At 57.3% G+C, this 14,503-nt stretch carries 16 protein-coding genes; 5 read left to right on the forward strand and 11 right to left on the reverse strand.

The genetic code is table 11. The features are described 5' to 3' along the window. Positions 1 to 316: 316 nt before the first annotated feature. On the forward strand, positions 317 to 1,402 hold the full coding sequence (locus EXR70_08115) for a hypothetical protein (protein MSP38438.1): 1,086 nt from the start codon (positions 317 to 319) through the stop codon (positions 1,400 to 1,402). A gap of 16 nt (positions 1,403 to 1,418) precedes the next feature. On the opposite strand, the gene EXR70_08120 is transcribed toward EXR70_08115, so the two are convergent. From EXR70_08120 to EXR70_08140, 5 genes are all read right to left on the reverse strand, one after another. Beyond that, positions 1,419 to 1,964, reverse strand: coding sequence for a hypothetical protein (locus EXR70_08120; GenBank protein ID MSP38439.1), 546 nt, complete (start codon positions 1,962 to 1,964; stop codon positions 1,419 to 1,421). A gap of 61 nt (positions 1,965 to 2,025) precedes the next feature. After that, positions 2,026 to 2,214, reverse strand: a complete 189-nt coding sequence (locus EXR70_08125) for a Flp family type IVb pilin (GenBank protein MSP38440.1) — start codon at positions 2,212 to 2,214, stop codon at positions 2,026 to 2,028. A gap of 8 nt (positions 2,215 to 2,222) precedes the next feature. Next, positions 2,223 to 2,435: a hypothetical protein gene (locus EXR70_08130; protein ID MSP38441.1), complete on the reverse strand. Its 213-nt coding sequence runs from the start codon at positions 2,433 to 2,435 to the stop codon at positions 2,223 to 2,225. Between the two features lie 204 nt (positions 2,436 to 2,639). After that, the gene (locus tag EXR70_08135) at positions 2,640 to 3,686 is read right to left on the reverse strand and encodes an aminotransferase class I/II-fold pyridoxal phosphate-dependent enzyme (protein ID MSP38442.1); all 1,047 of its coding nucleotides are present in this window, start codon (positions 3,684 to 3,686) and stop codon (positions 2,640 to 2,642) included. Between the two features lie 40 nt (positions 3,687 to 3,726). Then, positions 3,727 to 4,596 carry a hypothetical protein gene (locus EXR70_08140; protein ID MSP38443.1) on the reverse strand — a complete coding sequence of 290 codons (870 nt, stop codon included), beginning with the start codon at positions 4,594 to 4,596 and terminating at the stop codon, positions 3,727 to 3,729. Between EXR70_08140 and EXR70_08145 the strand changes: the two genes are divergently transcribed. The 4 genes from EXR70_08145 (at position 4,549) to EXR70_08160 (ending at position 6,894) form a co-directional block, all read left to right on the forward strand. After that, positions 4,549 to 5,361, forward strand: coding sequence for an ABC transporter ATP-binding protein (locus EXR70_08145; protein ID MSP38444.1), 813 nt, complete (start codon positions 4,549 to 4,551; stop codon positions 5,359 to 5,361). The genes EXR70_08140 and EXR70_08145 overlap by 48 nt on opposite strands. 14 nt (positions 5,362 to 5,375) lie before the next feature. Beyond that, positions 5,376 to 6,161, forward strand: coding sequence for a hypothetical protein (locus tag EXR70_08150; protein ID MSP38445.1), 786 nt, complete (start codon positions 5,376 to 5,378; stop codon positions 6,159 to 6,161). 119 nt (positions 6,162 to 6,280) lie between these two features. Beyond that, positions 6,281 to 6,568, forward strand: a complete 288-nt coding sequence (locus EXR70_08155) for a type II toxin-antitoxin system RelE/ParE family toxin (GenBank protein ID MSP38446.1) — start codon at positions 6,281 to 6,283, stop codon at positions 6,566 to 6,568. A gap of 8 nt (positions 6,569 to 6,576) precedes the next feature. Next, positions 6,577 to 6,894, forward strand: a complete 318-nt coding sequence (locus EXR70_08160) for a putative addiction module antidote protein (protein MSP38447.1) — start codon at positions 6,577 to 6,579, stop codon at positions 6,892 to 6,894. A 39-nt stretch (positions 6,895 to 6,933) separates the two neighbouring features. On the opposite strand, the gene EXR70_08165 is transcribed toward EXR70_08160, so the two are convergent. The 6 genes from EXR70_08165 to EXR70_08190 form a co-directional block, all read right to left on the reverse strand. Further along, positions 6,934 to 7,923 (reverse strand): ABC transporter substrate-binding protein, encoded by a 990-nt coding sequence (locus EXR70_08165; protein ID MSP38448.1) that lies wholly within the window; start codon positions 7,921 to 7,923, stop codon positions 6,934 to 6,936. Beyond that, a complete protein-coding gene (gene eda / locus EXR70_08170; protein ID MSP38449.1) occupies positions 7,920 to 8,594 on the reverse strand; it encodes a bifunctional 4-hydroxy-2-oxoglutarate aldolase/2-dehydro-3-deoxy-phosphogluconate aldolase in 675 nt (224 codons plus the stop codon). The genes EXR70_08165 and eda overlap by 4 nt, the downstream gene beginning before the upstream one ends. A 103-nt stretch (positions 8,595 to 8,697) precedes the next feature. After that, the gene (locus EXR70_08175) at positions 8,698 to 9,465 is read right to left on the reverse strand and encodes an SDR family oxidoreductase (GenBank protein MSP38450.1); all 768 of its coding nucleotides are present in this window, start codon (positions 9,463 to 9,465) and stop codon (positions 8,698 to 8,700) included. An 88-nt stretch (positions 9,466 to 9,553) separates the two neighbouring features. Beyond that, positions 9,554 to 11,278 carry a hydantoinase B/oxoprolinase family protein gene (locus EXR70_08180; protein ID MSP38451.1) on the reverse strand — a complete coding sequence of 575 codons (1,725 nt, stop codon included), beginning with the start codon at positions 11,276 to 11,278 and terminating at the stop codon, positions 9,554 to 9,556. After that, on the reverse strand, positions 11,268 to 13,364 hold the full coding sequence (locus tag EXR70_08185) for a hydantoinase/oxoprolinase family protein (GenBank protein MSP38452.1): 2,097 nt from the start codon (positions 13,362 to 13,364) through the stop codon (positions 11,268 to 11,270). Before EXR70_08185 ends, EXR70_08180 begins: the two co-directional genes overlap by 11 nt. 74 nt (positions 13,365 to 13,438) lie before the next feature. Beyond that, entirely contained in the window at positions 13,439 to 14,458 is a 1,020-nt protein-coding gene (locus EXR70_08190; GenBank protein ID MSP38453.1) for an LLM class flavin-dependent oxidoreductase, read from the reverse strand. Positions 14,459 to 14,503 lie beyond the last annotated feature (45 nt).

Consider the following 14,503-nt stretch of genomic DNA (forward strand, 5'->3'; position numbering starts at 1 on the left):
GACGCACACACTTGGCCTATATCGAACCAACTCCAACAAGGTGGGGTTCCGCTATGGCCAGGTTTCTAACTTACGACCTCAACCCAACGCACTACCCTGACATAATCGCGTTGCTGTTAACATGACATATTGACGTTGCCACGACAGTGGAAAATCAAACTAGAAGAAACGGAAAGTCGACGCACCGGCCGCGGGACAGGGAGATTGATGCTTGGGCGGTGAACCGAGCCCAGGCCGGAGCGATTCATCTTGACAGCGCCACGCCAACCGCACTAAGGTCGTGACATCCTTCAGCGCAGTGAAAGGAGCTAAGCCAATGGCCCATTCATTTCCGATCATCGACGCCGACGCCCATGTCATCGAAACCGAGCGGACATGGGAATATCTTGCCGAGGCGGACAAACAGTACCGGCCAAAACTATTTTCCACCCCCGACGATGCCACGCGCCAATATTGGGTGATGGAAGACAAGATCGCCGGCTTCCGCTTTCTCACTCTCTCCGAGCAGGAACTGCGCGACTTCGCTCAGCGCGCCGGGCGCGACTTTGCCACGCCGCAAGCGGCACGGGAACTCGACGACGTCGAGCTCCGGCTCAAACATATGGACGAGTTGGGCATTGACGTCCAGGTGCTGCACAATACTTTCTGGATCGAGCAGATTACCACCCGGCGACAAGCCGAGGTCGCGGTTTGCCGCAGCTGGAACCGATGGCTCGCCGATATTTCAAAGCAAAGCCATGGAAGATTATTTTACTCCTGCGTCGTGCCGGCCCTCGATATCGACGCAGCCATCGGCGAAATTAAATTCGCCAAGGAGAATGGCGGCGTGGCCGTCTGCATGCGGCCCCTGGAAGGCGACCGACATCTATCGGATCCGTATTTTTATCCGATCTACCAAGCCGCCAGCGATTTGGATCTCTCCATCGTCGTCCATATCGCCAATGGCAATCCCGAAAACGCCGATCTCTATCGCACGGCGCCGGCCGGCCGCTTCGCCCAGTTCCGCGTGCCGACGGTAACCGCTTGCTTCGACGTGATCATGAGCGAACTGCATCAGCAGTTTCCTAAACTACGCTGGGGCTTCATCGAAGCCTCGGCCCAATGGGTCCCCTGGATCGCCCGCGAAACCGCCATCCGCTACCGCGCCCAGGGCCGCAGCTTTCCAACCAACGTTTTCGACGAATATAAAATCTATGTCACCTGCCAAACCAACGACGACGTGCCCTACATCGTCACCTGCTGTGGCGAAGATCGGCTGGTGATCGGCACCGACTACGGCCACACCGACCCGTCGAGCGCCGTGACGGCGATCAACGAATTTCAAAAGATGGAAGGTATCGCACCGGCAGTAAAAGAAAAAATTCTCTCGCACAACGCCAAAGCGTTGTACGCCTTGAGCTGACGCGAGGAACGAAGATCTACCAGCCAGAAATCGTGATATGCCAAACCAAATCGGCGTTGCCGCCGAGAAACGGATTCCAGTCGATATTCGACCAGCGCTCAATCAGTTCCAGCTTGACGCCGATGGCGGCGCACTGGGCCGTCAATTGCGCGAACCCTGGCGCCTGACGAATATCGTCTTCGATGATCAGCGCTCGGCCACTTCGGGGCAGCTGGGGAAAGACTTTCGCCTCCGCCGTGTCGGGCTGGACGATCTCGTAGGTTAAAATCCCTTCGCCTTTTTCCTTGGCTTCCCGCTCGATGGCTCTCTCCAGCCCGTTGGCGATCTCTTTTAATTGCGTGCTGATCCGGTTGAGGACCACTTGTTTGGCACAGTGCTTTTCGAAACGCTGCGCCGCGCGAGTTTCCGCGGCGATGCGCTTGACCTTGGAGATGAACCGCGCGCGTCGCGGAAAGCGCGGTAAGCTGTCGATCCAACTCTTCAACAATTGCTGCGTCGCTCGCAGCGTCGGCTTGCTCGGTGACGAGTAATCCGCTAGCGGTGCGCTTGGCTGCGTTGCCATGTTCCAGTGTAATCTTCGGGGACGCATAAAATTTACCATACAGCTCGTTGCGCTGGGCAACCTACGATGCCGAGTCGCAGGCCTGCGGCGCCGCAACACAATCGCTGACCCGGCTCCACGCCAGCCCCAATTGTTGGCTCAGGTCGCTGTTTTTAACGCCAACCCAAAACACCATGGAAACCATCATGAGCAGTAGTGTGTACTCGATCAGGGCTTGGCCGTTTTGTCGGCGTTTTTTATGATGCTCCACAAGTCACGCTACCCTTCGGTTTTGACCAGCATCAACGGTTGCCTGACGCTTATCGAATCGTTGCGGCTGCCAGATTCACGACTGACGCTGTTTTTGCGATTGGCGATATAAACGCCTTCGTTGCCGAAACTCCAACGCACCAACCAGGATTCCAACTTGGAGCGGCGTTGATCGGCGAGAGCGTCAAGAAAGATATGCCAAGGGATGCGTGCGCTATTCATGTTTGTGTCCTCCACCCATATGATGGCAAGCACTATGCCAGCGTATTTTTGACCGAATCGGGGACAAAAGCTCCGCAATCCGTGCAGAGATTCGGTGCAGCGCATAGACTAAACGCCTGGCGCGAGTCAGCGGAATATCAGAACAGGCAGAGCCGCCCGCGAAAGAATTGAAGCTGGTTTTGAGCTTTGCGGCAGCGCGAGGGACTAAAAACCTTGGCCGAGGACCGCACTGATGGCGTACATCGCCTGCTCAATATCGGCGCTAGCGATATCGAGATGGGTGACCATGCGCACGCGGTGGCTATCCACCGCTCCACCGAGGACATGACGCTCGGCCAACCCACCCACGAACGCCGCCGCGCTGAGACTGGTCTCACCGACATCGTAGAGCACGATGTTACTCTGCACGTTTTCAGGTTGAATGCGGATACGTGGAATCTGCGCCAAGCCTTGGGCCAACCGCTTGGCATTGTCGTGATCGATGTGCAGCCGCTTCGGCCCTTCTTCCAGAGCCACCAGCGCGGCCGCGGCGAGCACACCGGCTTGACGCATGCCGCCGCCGAGCATTTTGCGAATCACCCGGCAGCGCTCGATCAACTCTTTCGATCCGACGATCATCGAGCCCACTGGTGCGCCCAGTCCTTTGCTAAAGCAGAATTGAATCGAGTCGAATTTAGCCGTCATCCGGGCCACGTTTTCGCCGAGATGCACCGCCGCGTTGAACACCCGCGCGCCGTCGAGATGAACTTTCAAACCGACGTCATGAGCTTTGTCGCAGATCGTCTGGACCAATGCCGTTGGGTAGACGGTGCCTCCCGCCATGTTGTGGGTATTCTCTAGCGCGACCAAGGCGGTTTGGGGCCGGGTGTAATGTCTCTCGCGGATCGCCGGCACGATCTGTTCCCAACTCATGATCCCGTCGCTTGTCGGAATTACGCGTGGCAAAACTCCCGCAAGCGCAGCCATGGAAGCCATCTCGTAATTGTAAATGTGGCCCGCCGCCTCGCAAATCACTTCCTGGCCGCGCTCGGTCTGCGCCATGATGCAGGCGAGATTACCCATGGAGCCGGACGGCACGAACAGTCCGGCTTCGCGACCGAACAATTCAGCCGAGCGCGACTGCAACCGATTGACCGTCGGATCTTCCATGTAAACATCGTCGCCAACTTCCGCCTCCGCCATGGCTCGACGCATGGCCGCGGAGGGTTTGGTCACCGTATCGCTACGCAGATCGATAATTTTGTCAGCCATTATGAATTCTGCAATTTACATTCTGCAATTTAACTTTTTCCTATTCTCGTCGCCCTTCAATCTCCTCGATCATCGCCGCCGCCAACTGCGGCCGGACAAACGCATTGTAAATGCAATCGTTCTGCAGCCACATAATGTCCCCGCGTTGGCGCACGGCTTCGCGCATGTCGCTTTGGAGCTTCTCTTCCATGCAGTGCCGTTTGATCACGTTGGTGACCATGTCGCCGTGGCCTTCGTCATGATATTCATGGGCGCGAAAAAAATTCAGACTGTCGAGGGGAATCCATTTGTAAAACTTTTCGATCGCTTCGCGCTCCTCCTTCATCCGTTTCGGCCCGCCCCCTTCGAAAACCAAACCGGTGCCGATCGCCACGGCCCAATGGCTCTGCTGCACCAACGACACATACATCTCCAGCGCCGCACGAATTCCCGGCAGAGGTTCGTAGTTGATAATGTCGTCACTCGCGATATCCAAGCCGTTGGCGAACTGCACCCACAGTTCGCGATGGCTGGGATACTTGCCGCCAAATAAATCCTCGCCCTCTTCTTCGACCATGTTCTCGAGCAGCATGCGGCGCAACTCGGGCACCGGACATTTTTGATAGCGAATGCCGAAGAAGCGATGGATGTTACGGAACTCATGAAACTGATTGCGCGCCCACCATTGGAGCTGGTCTTTCGTCAGTCGGCCGGATAACAACAGCTGGCGAATCGGATGAGGCCGCGGATGACGTTGCTGTAGAGTGTTTTGCAAATCTTGAATCAGTTCTTCGGGTCCAAGGAGAGTGGCCATAAAACCTCCGATAGATTGCCGGCACGGCACCGGCGAATTGTCCGCCATCATAACCAAGATATTCGCCCCATGCCAGCGCATTCTGCGATTGTTTTTTTTCCAGTCCTTGACTACCATCGGCCCATGACATCGCTCTCGCTGCGCCAGCTATCGAAGAAGTTCGCTAACGTCACCGCCGTCGATCAGGCCACCCTCGATGTCAACGCCGGCGAATTCCTGGTCATCGTCGGCGAAAGCGGCTGCGGCAAGACCACCACGCTGCGTTTGATCACCGGTCTCGAAACGCCGGACAGCGGGACGATTTTTATCGGCGGCGTGCCGATGAATGACGTGCCCGTGGAACGGCGCGGCGTGCAGATGATTTTTCAAAACTTCGCGCTTTGGCCGCACATGAAAGTATTCGACGAGAACCGTTACTCGAACCTGACACTTCCGCTTCGGGTGCGCCAATGGTCCAAGGAAAAGATCGTCGAATTTCTCCGTCCGCTAGCCTGGAAAGTCGGCATCGAAGAAGGCTTCTTCCAGCGTAAGCCAAGCGAGCTTTCCGGCGGGCAACAGCAACGGGTCGCGCTGGGCCGCGCCATGGTCACCTCGCCCAAGATCATGCTGATGGATGAACCGCTGAGCAACATCGATCCGCCCAACCGTTTGAAGATGCGCCAGGAGATTCTCAGCTTTCATAAAGAGAATAGATTGACCACGCTCTACGTGACCCACAATCTGGCCGACGGCATGGCGCTGGCCGATCGCATCGCGGTCATGCGCAACGGCCGCTTCGAACAAGCCGACACGCCGGAAAATCTCCTGCGCCAGCCGGCCAACGAATATGTCGCTGACTTTTTCAAAGCCGAACAGATGGGCTTTCGGATAGGTGCGACATAAACAAGAGGCGAAACATGGACAAAGCGTTCGCGGCACTACTATTGTTCGTAGTTTACTTGCCGACCAGTCTGGCGCATGCCTCATGTCGCGAATTGGACGTCGCCACAAGCTGGACGAAACCCGCCTACGCCGCCGAACCCGATGTGACGATCGAATTTTTCGGTCACAATTTTTTTCAGATCACTTCGAGCAAAGGCACCAAGATCGTCACCGACCCCGTCGCGCCGGGCTTCTATCCAACGCCGACCGTCGCGCCCCACGCCGTCACCGTCGGCCGCGAACATCCCAACCACAACTACGTCGAGTTGGCTCAAGGCAAACCGGTCATCCTGCGCGGCCTAGCGAATTACGGCGCCGAATGGAACAAGATCAGCACCACCGTGCGCGACATCTTGGTCTACACCGTGCCGGTCTATCAGCAGCAGTTCGGCAACGCCCTCAAAGGCGCCGCCTTTGTTTTCGACCTCGGCGCGATCTGCGTCGCCCATCTTGGCGACCTGAGCCACAAACTCACCGACGAACAGATCAAAGCCTTCGGCAAAGTCGACATCGCCATGATCCCCATCGGCGGCACCTTCACCATGCCGCCCGACACCGCGCGCGAAGTCTTGCAGCAGTTGAAACCCAAGATCGCTATCCCGATGCACTACCGTGAAAGCACGCATCTGTTGGACATGTTCGTCAAAGGCTATCCAAATAAATATCTGAACACGCACAAAGCGACTTTCAGTAAAACGGCATTGCCAGTGCCAACCCAAATCGTCGTCTTCACGCCCTGGCAGATGCGGGATTATCGGTGAGTGAATTTATCTCTCGCGATGTCGGCCAAACAACCTGGAATGCTGAGGCAGCAACTTCTTAACCGACAGGTTTTGCCGCGCCGTCCTTGACAACTGTAGCGCATAGGCTACACTTCAACATGCGCGTCCTCATGACAGAGGGTTACAGGATCTGGATCAATTCGCTGAAAGACCGCGTCGGACGGGCGCGCATACAAGTCCGTGTCGATCGGTTGGTCCATGGCAATCCCGGACAACATCGAAAGCTAACCGCGGGCGTCTCCGAATTGAAAATTGATGTGGGACCGGGATATCGGATTTACTACACTGAGCGTGGCGGTGAATTGATCATCTTGCTTGCAGGCGGCGACAAATCGAGCCAACAACAAGATATCAAGCGTGCCATCGCTTTAGCTCGTAACCTTTGAGGATGACGATGCGAAAAAAAACAAAGAGATTCATCGCAAAAACCAAAACCGTTCCCTATGACGTAGCCGAACAGCTGCGCACCCCTGAGGAGATGGCCGCATATCTGGATGCCTGGCTTACCGACTTTCCCGACGATGTTGCCGGCATTACTCGTGCGCTCGGTGACATTGCGCGCGCCAAAGGCATGTCCCAAGTTGCGCGACAGACGGGACTCAGTCGCGAGAGTTTGTACAAAGCGTTGAGCGCAAACGGCAACCCTAGCTTCGCTACTGTCATTAAAGTTGCCACAGTCCTTGGCCTACGCCTACACGCAGAGGCGGCGTAACTTTTCGCATCTCGGTTTGAGCGGCTGGCCGCCTAATCATCAAATCTTAAACCCTTCCACCGTCTCGCGGGCGAAGAGTTCGTCCAAGACAAGCTTCTGCTTGGTCAGTCCCTGTTCTAACAGATAGCCGTTGAGTGTTTCAAGATTTTTGCGGTTGGGTTCCAACCCGTAAGGCCAATAATCGCTAGTCATCAACGCCGCGGTATCTTCGTATTCCGCCGAAGTCCATGGCAACGCCACGCGTAAAATATTGGTGTCGTAAAGATCGCGCATGCAGATATCCTTCGACTGGCAGAACGCTTTATAAAGCGTCTGCGCTACCCAGGGCTCTTTCTCGTAGATCGATTTCTTAATCACCAGCACATGCATGATCGGAAACAGGCCGGTGGTTTTGAAATAGTCCATCTCGACTTGGCGATAGTTGGGAAACAAGCGCTTCACTTTCGGCGAGCCCTGGAGAAAACAGGTCGGCATGCGCGGCGACATCATGGCGTCGATCTCGCCGGTCTCGATCAAGGCGTTGAGCGTGGTGTCCGGGCGGCTTTCCATCGTCACCCCCGCAGGCATTTCAAAGTCCACGCGATCTTTTCGTCCGGGATGTTCTTCGCCCGCCTGCACCCAATGAATCGCCGATGGCGGCACGCCATATTCATGCTCGAACATACCGCGCAGCCACACCGCCGCGGTCATGGAATATTCCGGCACGCCCATGCGTTTGCCTTTTAAGTCTTGAATACTTTTAACGCCGCGATCGGTGTTGACGAAGATGCAGCGGTGACGAAAGGTCCGCGAAGGAAACACCGGGATCGCGACAAACGGCCGGCGACCGCGCGATGCCGCGGTAAGAAACGCGCCCATCGATAGCTCCGACGCGTCGAACTCTTCGTACTTCATCATGCGCCAGAAGATCTCTTCCACCGACATGACCATGTAGTTGAGCTCGACGCCTTCCGGCTTGACGATGCCGTCTTTGAGCGGCCGCATTCGGTCGTAGTCTTCGCAGGCGAGGGTTAAGTGCAGCGGTTTCATTTTCGTTTAGAGTTCTTTCCTTGGGCTTGGGCGACTGCCTTCACGAACTTTTGCATTTCCTGGACGAACGGCTTCTGGCCTTTTTTCTCGAGCAAGCCGCCAAGATAGGCGCTGCCCAGACAAATCCCCGTCACGCCAACCTCGACATACTCTTTCACATTTTTTAAATTCACGCCGCCGGAAACCATGAACCGCACGTCGGGAAACGGTCCGTGCATCTGCTGAATGAAATAAGGGCCGCCGGCCAAGTCCGCCGGAAAGATCTTCACCAAGTCAGCATGCGCGCGCTGCGCCGCGATGATCTCCGTCGCCGTCGCCGCGCCGGGAAAGCACGCGATGTTCGCCGTGTGGCAGAGGCCGACGAGATTTAATTCTAGTGACGGCGAAACTACGAACTGGGCGCCAACGCCGATCGCCCGCTCGGCTTGCTGTGAAGCCAGTACGGTGCCGGCACCGACATGAATACCGCTACGCCGCGACAACTCTTTGATCACGTCCAACGCGCCGGGCACGCTAAAAGTGATTTCGATAAACTTGATGCCCCCTGCAGCCGCGGCATTCGCTAGCGAGAGAGCGTCTTCGGGTGTTTTCGAACGCACCACGGCGACTAAACGGCTGGCATGTAATTCTGCAATCAATTTAATTCTATCCATAGCAATTCTTCTATTCATATCCCTTCTCCCCTTGCGGGAGAAGGTTAGGATGAGGGGTATCAGGTGACCGCCCTCACCCTTCCCTCTCCCATCGGAATGGGCGAGGGTGGGAAAGGAATTTTCAACTCAGACTTAGCCCGCCGTCCACCAGCAGCGTCTGGCCGGTAACAAAATCACCGCCGGTGATCAGCCCGAGAATCGCGCCGGCGATATCGTCCGGCGTCGCGATACGCTGCAGCGGATAACCTGCCGACGCTTTGGCAATCACTTGCTGGTAATCCGCGCCGAAGTGCTGGCTCATCCATGGCGTATCGGTAAACGCCGGCGCGACGCAGTTGACGCGCACCTTGGGCGCCATCGCCACGGCCAAGCCTTTGGTCATATAAATCAGCGCCGCCTTCGCCGTTCCGTATGCTAGTGAAGACATCGTCGACGGCGCCAACACGCCGGAAATCGACGAGACGTTGACGATCATGCCGTGATTCGCTTCGAGCAGTTTCTGCGCCGCGCGGGCGCAACGAAACGCGCCTTTCACGTTCACGTCGAGAATCTCATCCCAAATCGGATCCGTGAGGCCTTCAAGATCCGCCAGCTTCACCCAATGCGTCACGCCGGCGTTGTTAATCAATATATCCAAGCGGCCGAACCGATCGTGAATCTTGCCGATCATCGCCCGCACTTGCGCGTCGCTCTGAACGTCAGCTTGAATAGCGATCGCCGTAACGCCGCTGCGTTCAAGCTCCACCGCAAGCGCCTCAGCCTCGTCATTGGACTTGCGATAATTGATCGCCACGCCGCTCACGCCCGCCTGCGCCAGCGCACGCACCGCGGCGCCGCCGATCCCGCCGGCGCCGCCGGTCACCAGAGCTACTCTACCTTGCAGATTCATGTTCAGATTACCTCAATTGCAAATTCAAAATTCCAGATTCCAAATTCTTCGGACCGAAAATCTGGAATTTGGAATCTGTAATCTGAAATTACCTGTTCCCTCGAAGCGCTGCCGTCCGCACGGCATCAACTTGCCACTCCTTAGGTAACCTGACTAACGCATCAGCCTTGCCGTGGTAAGCGACGGCTACGCCATATTTTTCTTCCGCCGCTTCCACCGTGACGTACCCTTCGATGACATCCCAAAGAACTTTTTTCGCTTCGCGTTTGAACGGATCGCCGTAGCCGCCGCCGCCGGGCAGATTGACGTGGACGACATCTTTGGCGGTCAAGTCTTTGAGCGCCTTGGCGTGGAGTTTTTTGCCGTCATCCATGGCAACTTCGCCGGGCGCGCCCGATTTACCGCCCAACAAACCGGGCGCGGGATATTCGGTGCGGTCGGCGATGGAGCTGACGCTCCATTTGCCGTCGCCGCGCCGGGCGAATTCGGTCAATTGTCCTAAACCGCCGCGCCAAGTTCCCGGCCCGCCGGAATCCGCGCGCAATTCGCGCCGCTTCAACACGACCGGCGACAAACTCTCGATCACTTCGGCGGGCACACCGGCGACGCCGCTGGGAAAGCCGACGGCGTTCAAACCATCCTTCGTTGGACGCGCGCCGGTGCCGCCGACTTGAAATACGGTCAAAGTAAACGGCGGATTCTGGCCGCGCCAAACGCTCAGCCAAATCGGATCGGCGCCCGGCGCCATCAGCCGTCCCGGCATCGCCCCGGACAGCGCCGCGAAGATCGCGCTCGGAATGAAATGGCCGATCACCTGGCGGCTCGCCACCGGCGCGGGATCGAGGGCGTTGAGAATGCAACCTTCGGGCGCGCTCACATGCACCGGGCGAAAGCTGCCCTCGTTATGCGGCACGTCGGGACAGATCGCCGCCTTGATCGCGAAGCTGGCATACGCGTGAGTGTAATTGAGCACGACGTTGATACCGCGCGTGCTCTGCGGCGAGGAGCCGGTGAAGTCGATAAAGATTTCGTCGCCGGCGACTTTCACTTTGCAGCGGACGACGATCGGTTCTTCGAAACCGTCGCTCCAGGTTTCGTTAGACCATTCGCCGCTCGGCAGCTTGGCGATTTCGGCGCGCACGGCAATTTCCGATCGGCGGATAATTTCTTCCGCGACTTCGTCAATCGAATCGAGATTGAACTCATCCATCATTTCAAGCAGCGCCCGCCCGCCGGTTTCGTTGCACGAAGTCTGGGCGTAAAAATCGCCGATCACCTCATCCGGTTGGCGCACGTTGGTGCGGACGATCTGCATGAGTATTTTATTCGGCTCGCCGCGGTCGAACAGCTTCATGATCGGGATGCGCAGTCCCTCTTCGAAAACTTCGCGCGCTTCGGCGGAAAGAATCCGCCCGCCGATGTCCGCGCTGTGACAAGTGTTGGCGAACAGCGCGACCATCTTGCCGTTCTTGAAAATCGGCGTGGTGATCGTGATGTCGTTGATCTGTCCGGCGGTTTGCCAGGGGTCATTCGTAATCAAAACATCGCCCGGCGCCAACTTGTCTGGCGGAAACGCCGCAAGAAAATGTTTCATCGACGTCGCCATGGCATTGATATGGCCCGGCGTGCCGCTGATCGATTGCGAGATCATCCGCCCCTTGGTGTCGAACATGCCGCAGGCGAGATCCTGGCTTTCGCGGACGATGGTGCTGAACGCCGTGCGAATCAGCGCGTCCTGCTGCTCGTTGGCCACCGAGAGAAATCGGTTCCAGATCACTTCCAGCGTAACCGGATCGATGACTTTATTTTCCATCGTGCATCCCGCCTATTCCAACAACGACGTTCAAGCGTTCGTCGACCCGCGCCCGGCCGCTCACGCCGATGATCAAAGTCGATTCGCGCTCTTCGACGATCGCCGGCCCAGCGAATTCCATTCCGGGTTCAAGCGCGTAGCGATCGAAGATCGCGGTTTCGACGTAACCATTAGTTTCGGAAAAAAACGCCAAGCGCGAACCTTTGCGCGCATCGCTACGTTTGTTCGATGATGCGCGCGCAAGTTTCAAATTCATATCCGGCCGCGGCCCGCTCGCGACCACGCGCCAGTTGATTACTTCGAGCGCTACGTCCGGTCCCTTGCGGCCGTAGAGCGCTTCGTAGGTACGTTCGAATTCGACCGTCACGCGAGCTAAGTCATTCCAACTCAATACTCCATCCGGCAATGCAACAGACACCTCATGTCCTTGGCCAACGTAACGAATGTCGGCGGTGCGTCGGTAGCTGATATCCTTTTTAGTCAAACCGGAATTTTCTAAAACCTGACAACCTTCCTTGGCCATTTCATCGAGCAAACGATTGGCCAAATTCCAATCAAGCTCGTCCATGCGGCTGTAAGCGCTGCGCACGAAATCGAACGCCAACGGAGCGGCGAGCAAACCGAACGTCGAACCGACGCCGGCGCCGAAGGGCGAAATCAAAGCCGGCAAGCGGAGAATCTCCGCGACCCGATAACCATGCACCGGACCGGCGCCGCCAAAGGCGTACATCGGCATACGCCGCGGATCTTTGCCGCGCTCGCCCAAATGAGCGCGCGCGGCATTGGCCATGTTCTCATTGACGATCTGATGAATGCCCCAGGCGACTTGCTCCGCCGACATCTTCAACGGCTGGCCTAAGCGTTCCAGCGCTTTCTTGGTGCCGTCCACATCGAGCTTCATCTTACCGCCGAGAAAATAATTGGCGTCGAGATAACCGAGAACGAGATCGGCATCGGTCACCGTCGGCTGCGTGCCGCCTTGGCCGTAACAGACCGGTCCAGGGTCGGCGCCCGAACTATCCGGCCCGACTTTGAGAAGTCCAAGCGAATCTACCCGCGCGATGCTGCCGCCGCCGGCGCCGAGCTCGATCATATCGATGACCGGAATGCGCACCGGTAAACCGCTGCCTTTGCGAAATCGATAAACACGGTCAACCTCGAACTCGTGAGTTTTCAGCGGCTGGCCGTCGTCGATGACGCAGAGTTTAGCGGTCGTCCCGCCCATGTCGAAGGAAAGTAGATCGCGATGGCCCGAGCGCATGCCCGCTTCGGCGGCGGCAATCGCACCGGCGGCGGGACCGGATTCGAGCAAGCGCACGGGAAAGCGCGAAGCCGTTTCTCGCGTGGCAATGCCGCCGCTCGAAAGCATGACGAAAAAACTGCCGCGAAATCCGATCTGATCCAAACGCGCTTGCAGTTGTGCGAGATAATCCGAAACCCGCTCTTGCACGTAGACATTCGCCAGCGTCGTGCTGGTGCGCTGAAACTCACGGATCTCGGCGACCACTTCGGAGCTGAGCGACACGCGGATCAGCGGAGCGATCTCAGCGATAATCTCCGCCGTGCGCTTTTCATGGGCGGGATTGCGAAAACTATTGAGATAACAAACGCCGATCGCTTTGATGCCTTTGTCGCGCAGCTCAGCAACTAACCTGCGGACAAACGGCTCGTCTAATAAGAGTAGCACGCTGCCGTCGGCAGCGACTCGTTCCGGCACATCGAAGCGCAGATGGCGCGGTACTAAAGGCTTGGGCAAATCTAAATTGAGATCGTACAGCTCGTAGCGATGTTCCCGGCCGATCTCCACCGCATCGCGAAAGCCAGCCGTGGTGAGCAATGCGGTGAGTGCTCCTTTGCGCTCGATCAGCGCATTGGTGACCAGCGTCGTACCGTGAATCAATGTGCCACGCTGTCGGGCGTCCACCGAGCCATCATCGAACGCCGGCCGCAGCGCATTCTCCACCGCCAAGCTCGGATCGCCAGGCGTGGTCAAAGTCTTGGCGATGACGGCGCTGCCATCGTCGCCAACTAACAGCATGTCGGTGAAGGTCCCGCCGATATCGATGGCTACTCTGTACATGGACATTGGTTTCGGGTTACGCGTTTCGAGTTCCGGGTCAAAACTCGCAACCCGAAACGCCGAACTCGAAACCCATTTAGCTATTGAGCGAACAGATCCAACAACCGCTGGGTCTGATGCGCCGCCGCCGGACGCAGCAGCGGCACCTGGACGCCGGCGTCGCGGTATTGCTGCACGCGCTTTTTCACTTCGTCCGGCGTGCCGCTGGCGGTCATGCCTTCGACGTAGGAGTCGGGAATCGCTTTGATCAACCCTTCCATGCCGCCCGCGGCGTGGGCCTTTTCGAACAGCGGAATATCTTCTTTGTGAATGTACGGTTCACCGACCTTCATCTTCGGCGCGGCGATAAACGAAATTTGCACCGGGTCGAGCTTGGTCGCCACTTCCCAGCGCACTGCGTCGAGCGCTTTTTTATGATCGTCTTCGATGGAGCAGTTGATGATCTGCGCGACAAAGAATTTCGAAAAGTCACGCCCGGCTTGCTCGGCCGACTCTTTGATGATCTTGAGCGCGTTTGCCGTATATTCAGGCGAGCAGACGGCATTCAAAATAACGCCGTCACCGACCGCGCCCGCGAGCTTCAAACCGATGGTCGCCGTCGCTGGAACGTAAAATGGAATATGCGCGCGCACCGGCTTCCAGCCTAGGCCGACGTTATCGAAGTTGACGAACTTGCCGTGATAGGAAACCTTGTCGCCGCTGAACAGCAAACGCATCGACTCGATATATTCGCGCAGCACTTCGGTCGGCGTCGCGCCGACATCCTGCGGCAGCGCATGCACCCGCGCGTGGCTCTTGGTGCAAGCTCCCGGCGCGGCGGTGATCCGCCCGCCGCTAAGTTCATCCAAGGTCGCCAGCGACTGCGCCATCACCACCGGACCGCGCAGACGCACGATCTGGGTCGTGCCCATGACCATGTTCTTGGTCGCCAAACTGATCGCCGCCAGCGAACTCACCGAATCGCGCATGAGCTCGACGGTCTCGGAGAAAAAAGCCATCTCGAAGCCGCGCTCTTCCGCCTGCTTCATGACATCGGACATTTCTCTTACGTTGGTGAATTTGCCGTAGCCTAAGGCGTAACCGACTCTTGTTTTCGCCATTCGAAAATTCTCCTTAGTCAAAATCCCAGGCGTTCAAAACGCGCC

Source organism: Deltaproteobacteria bacterium, from assembly GCA_009692615.1.
Lineage (GTDB): Bacteria > Desulfobacterota > Binatia > UBA9968 > UBA9968 > DP-20.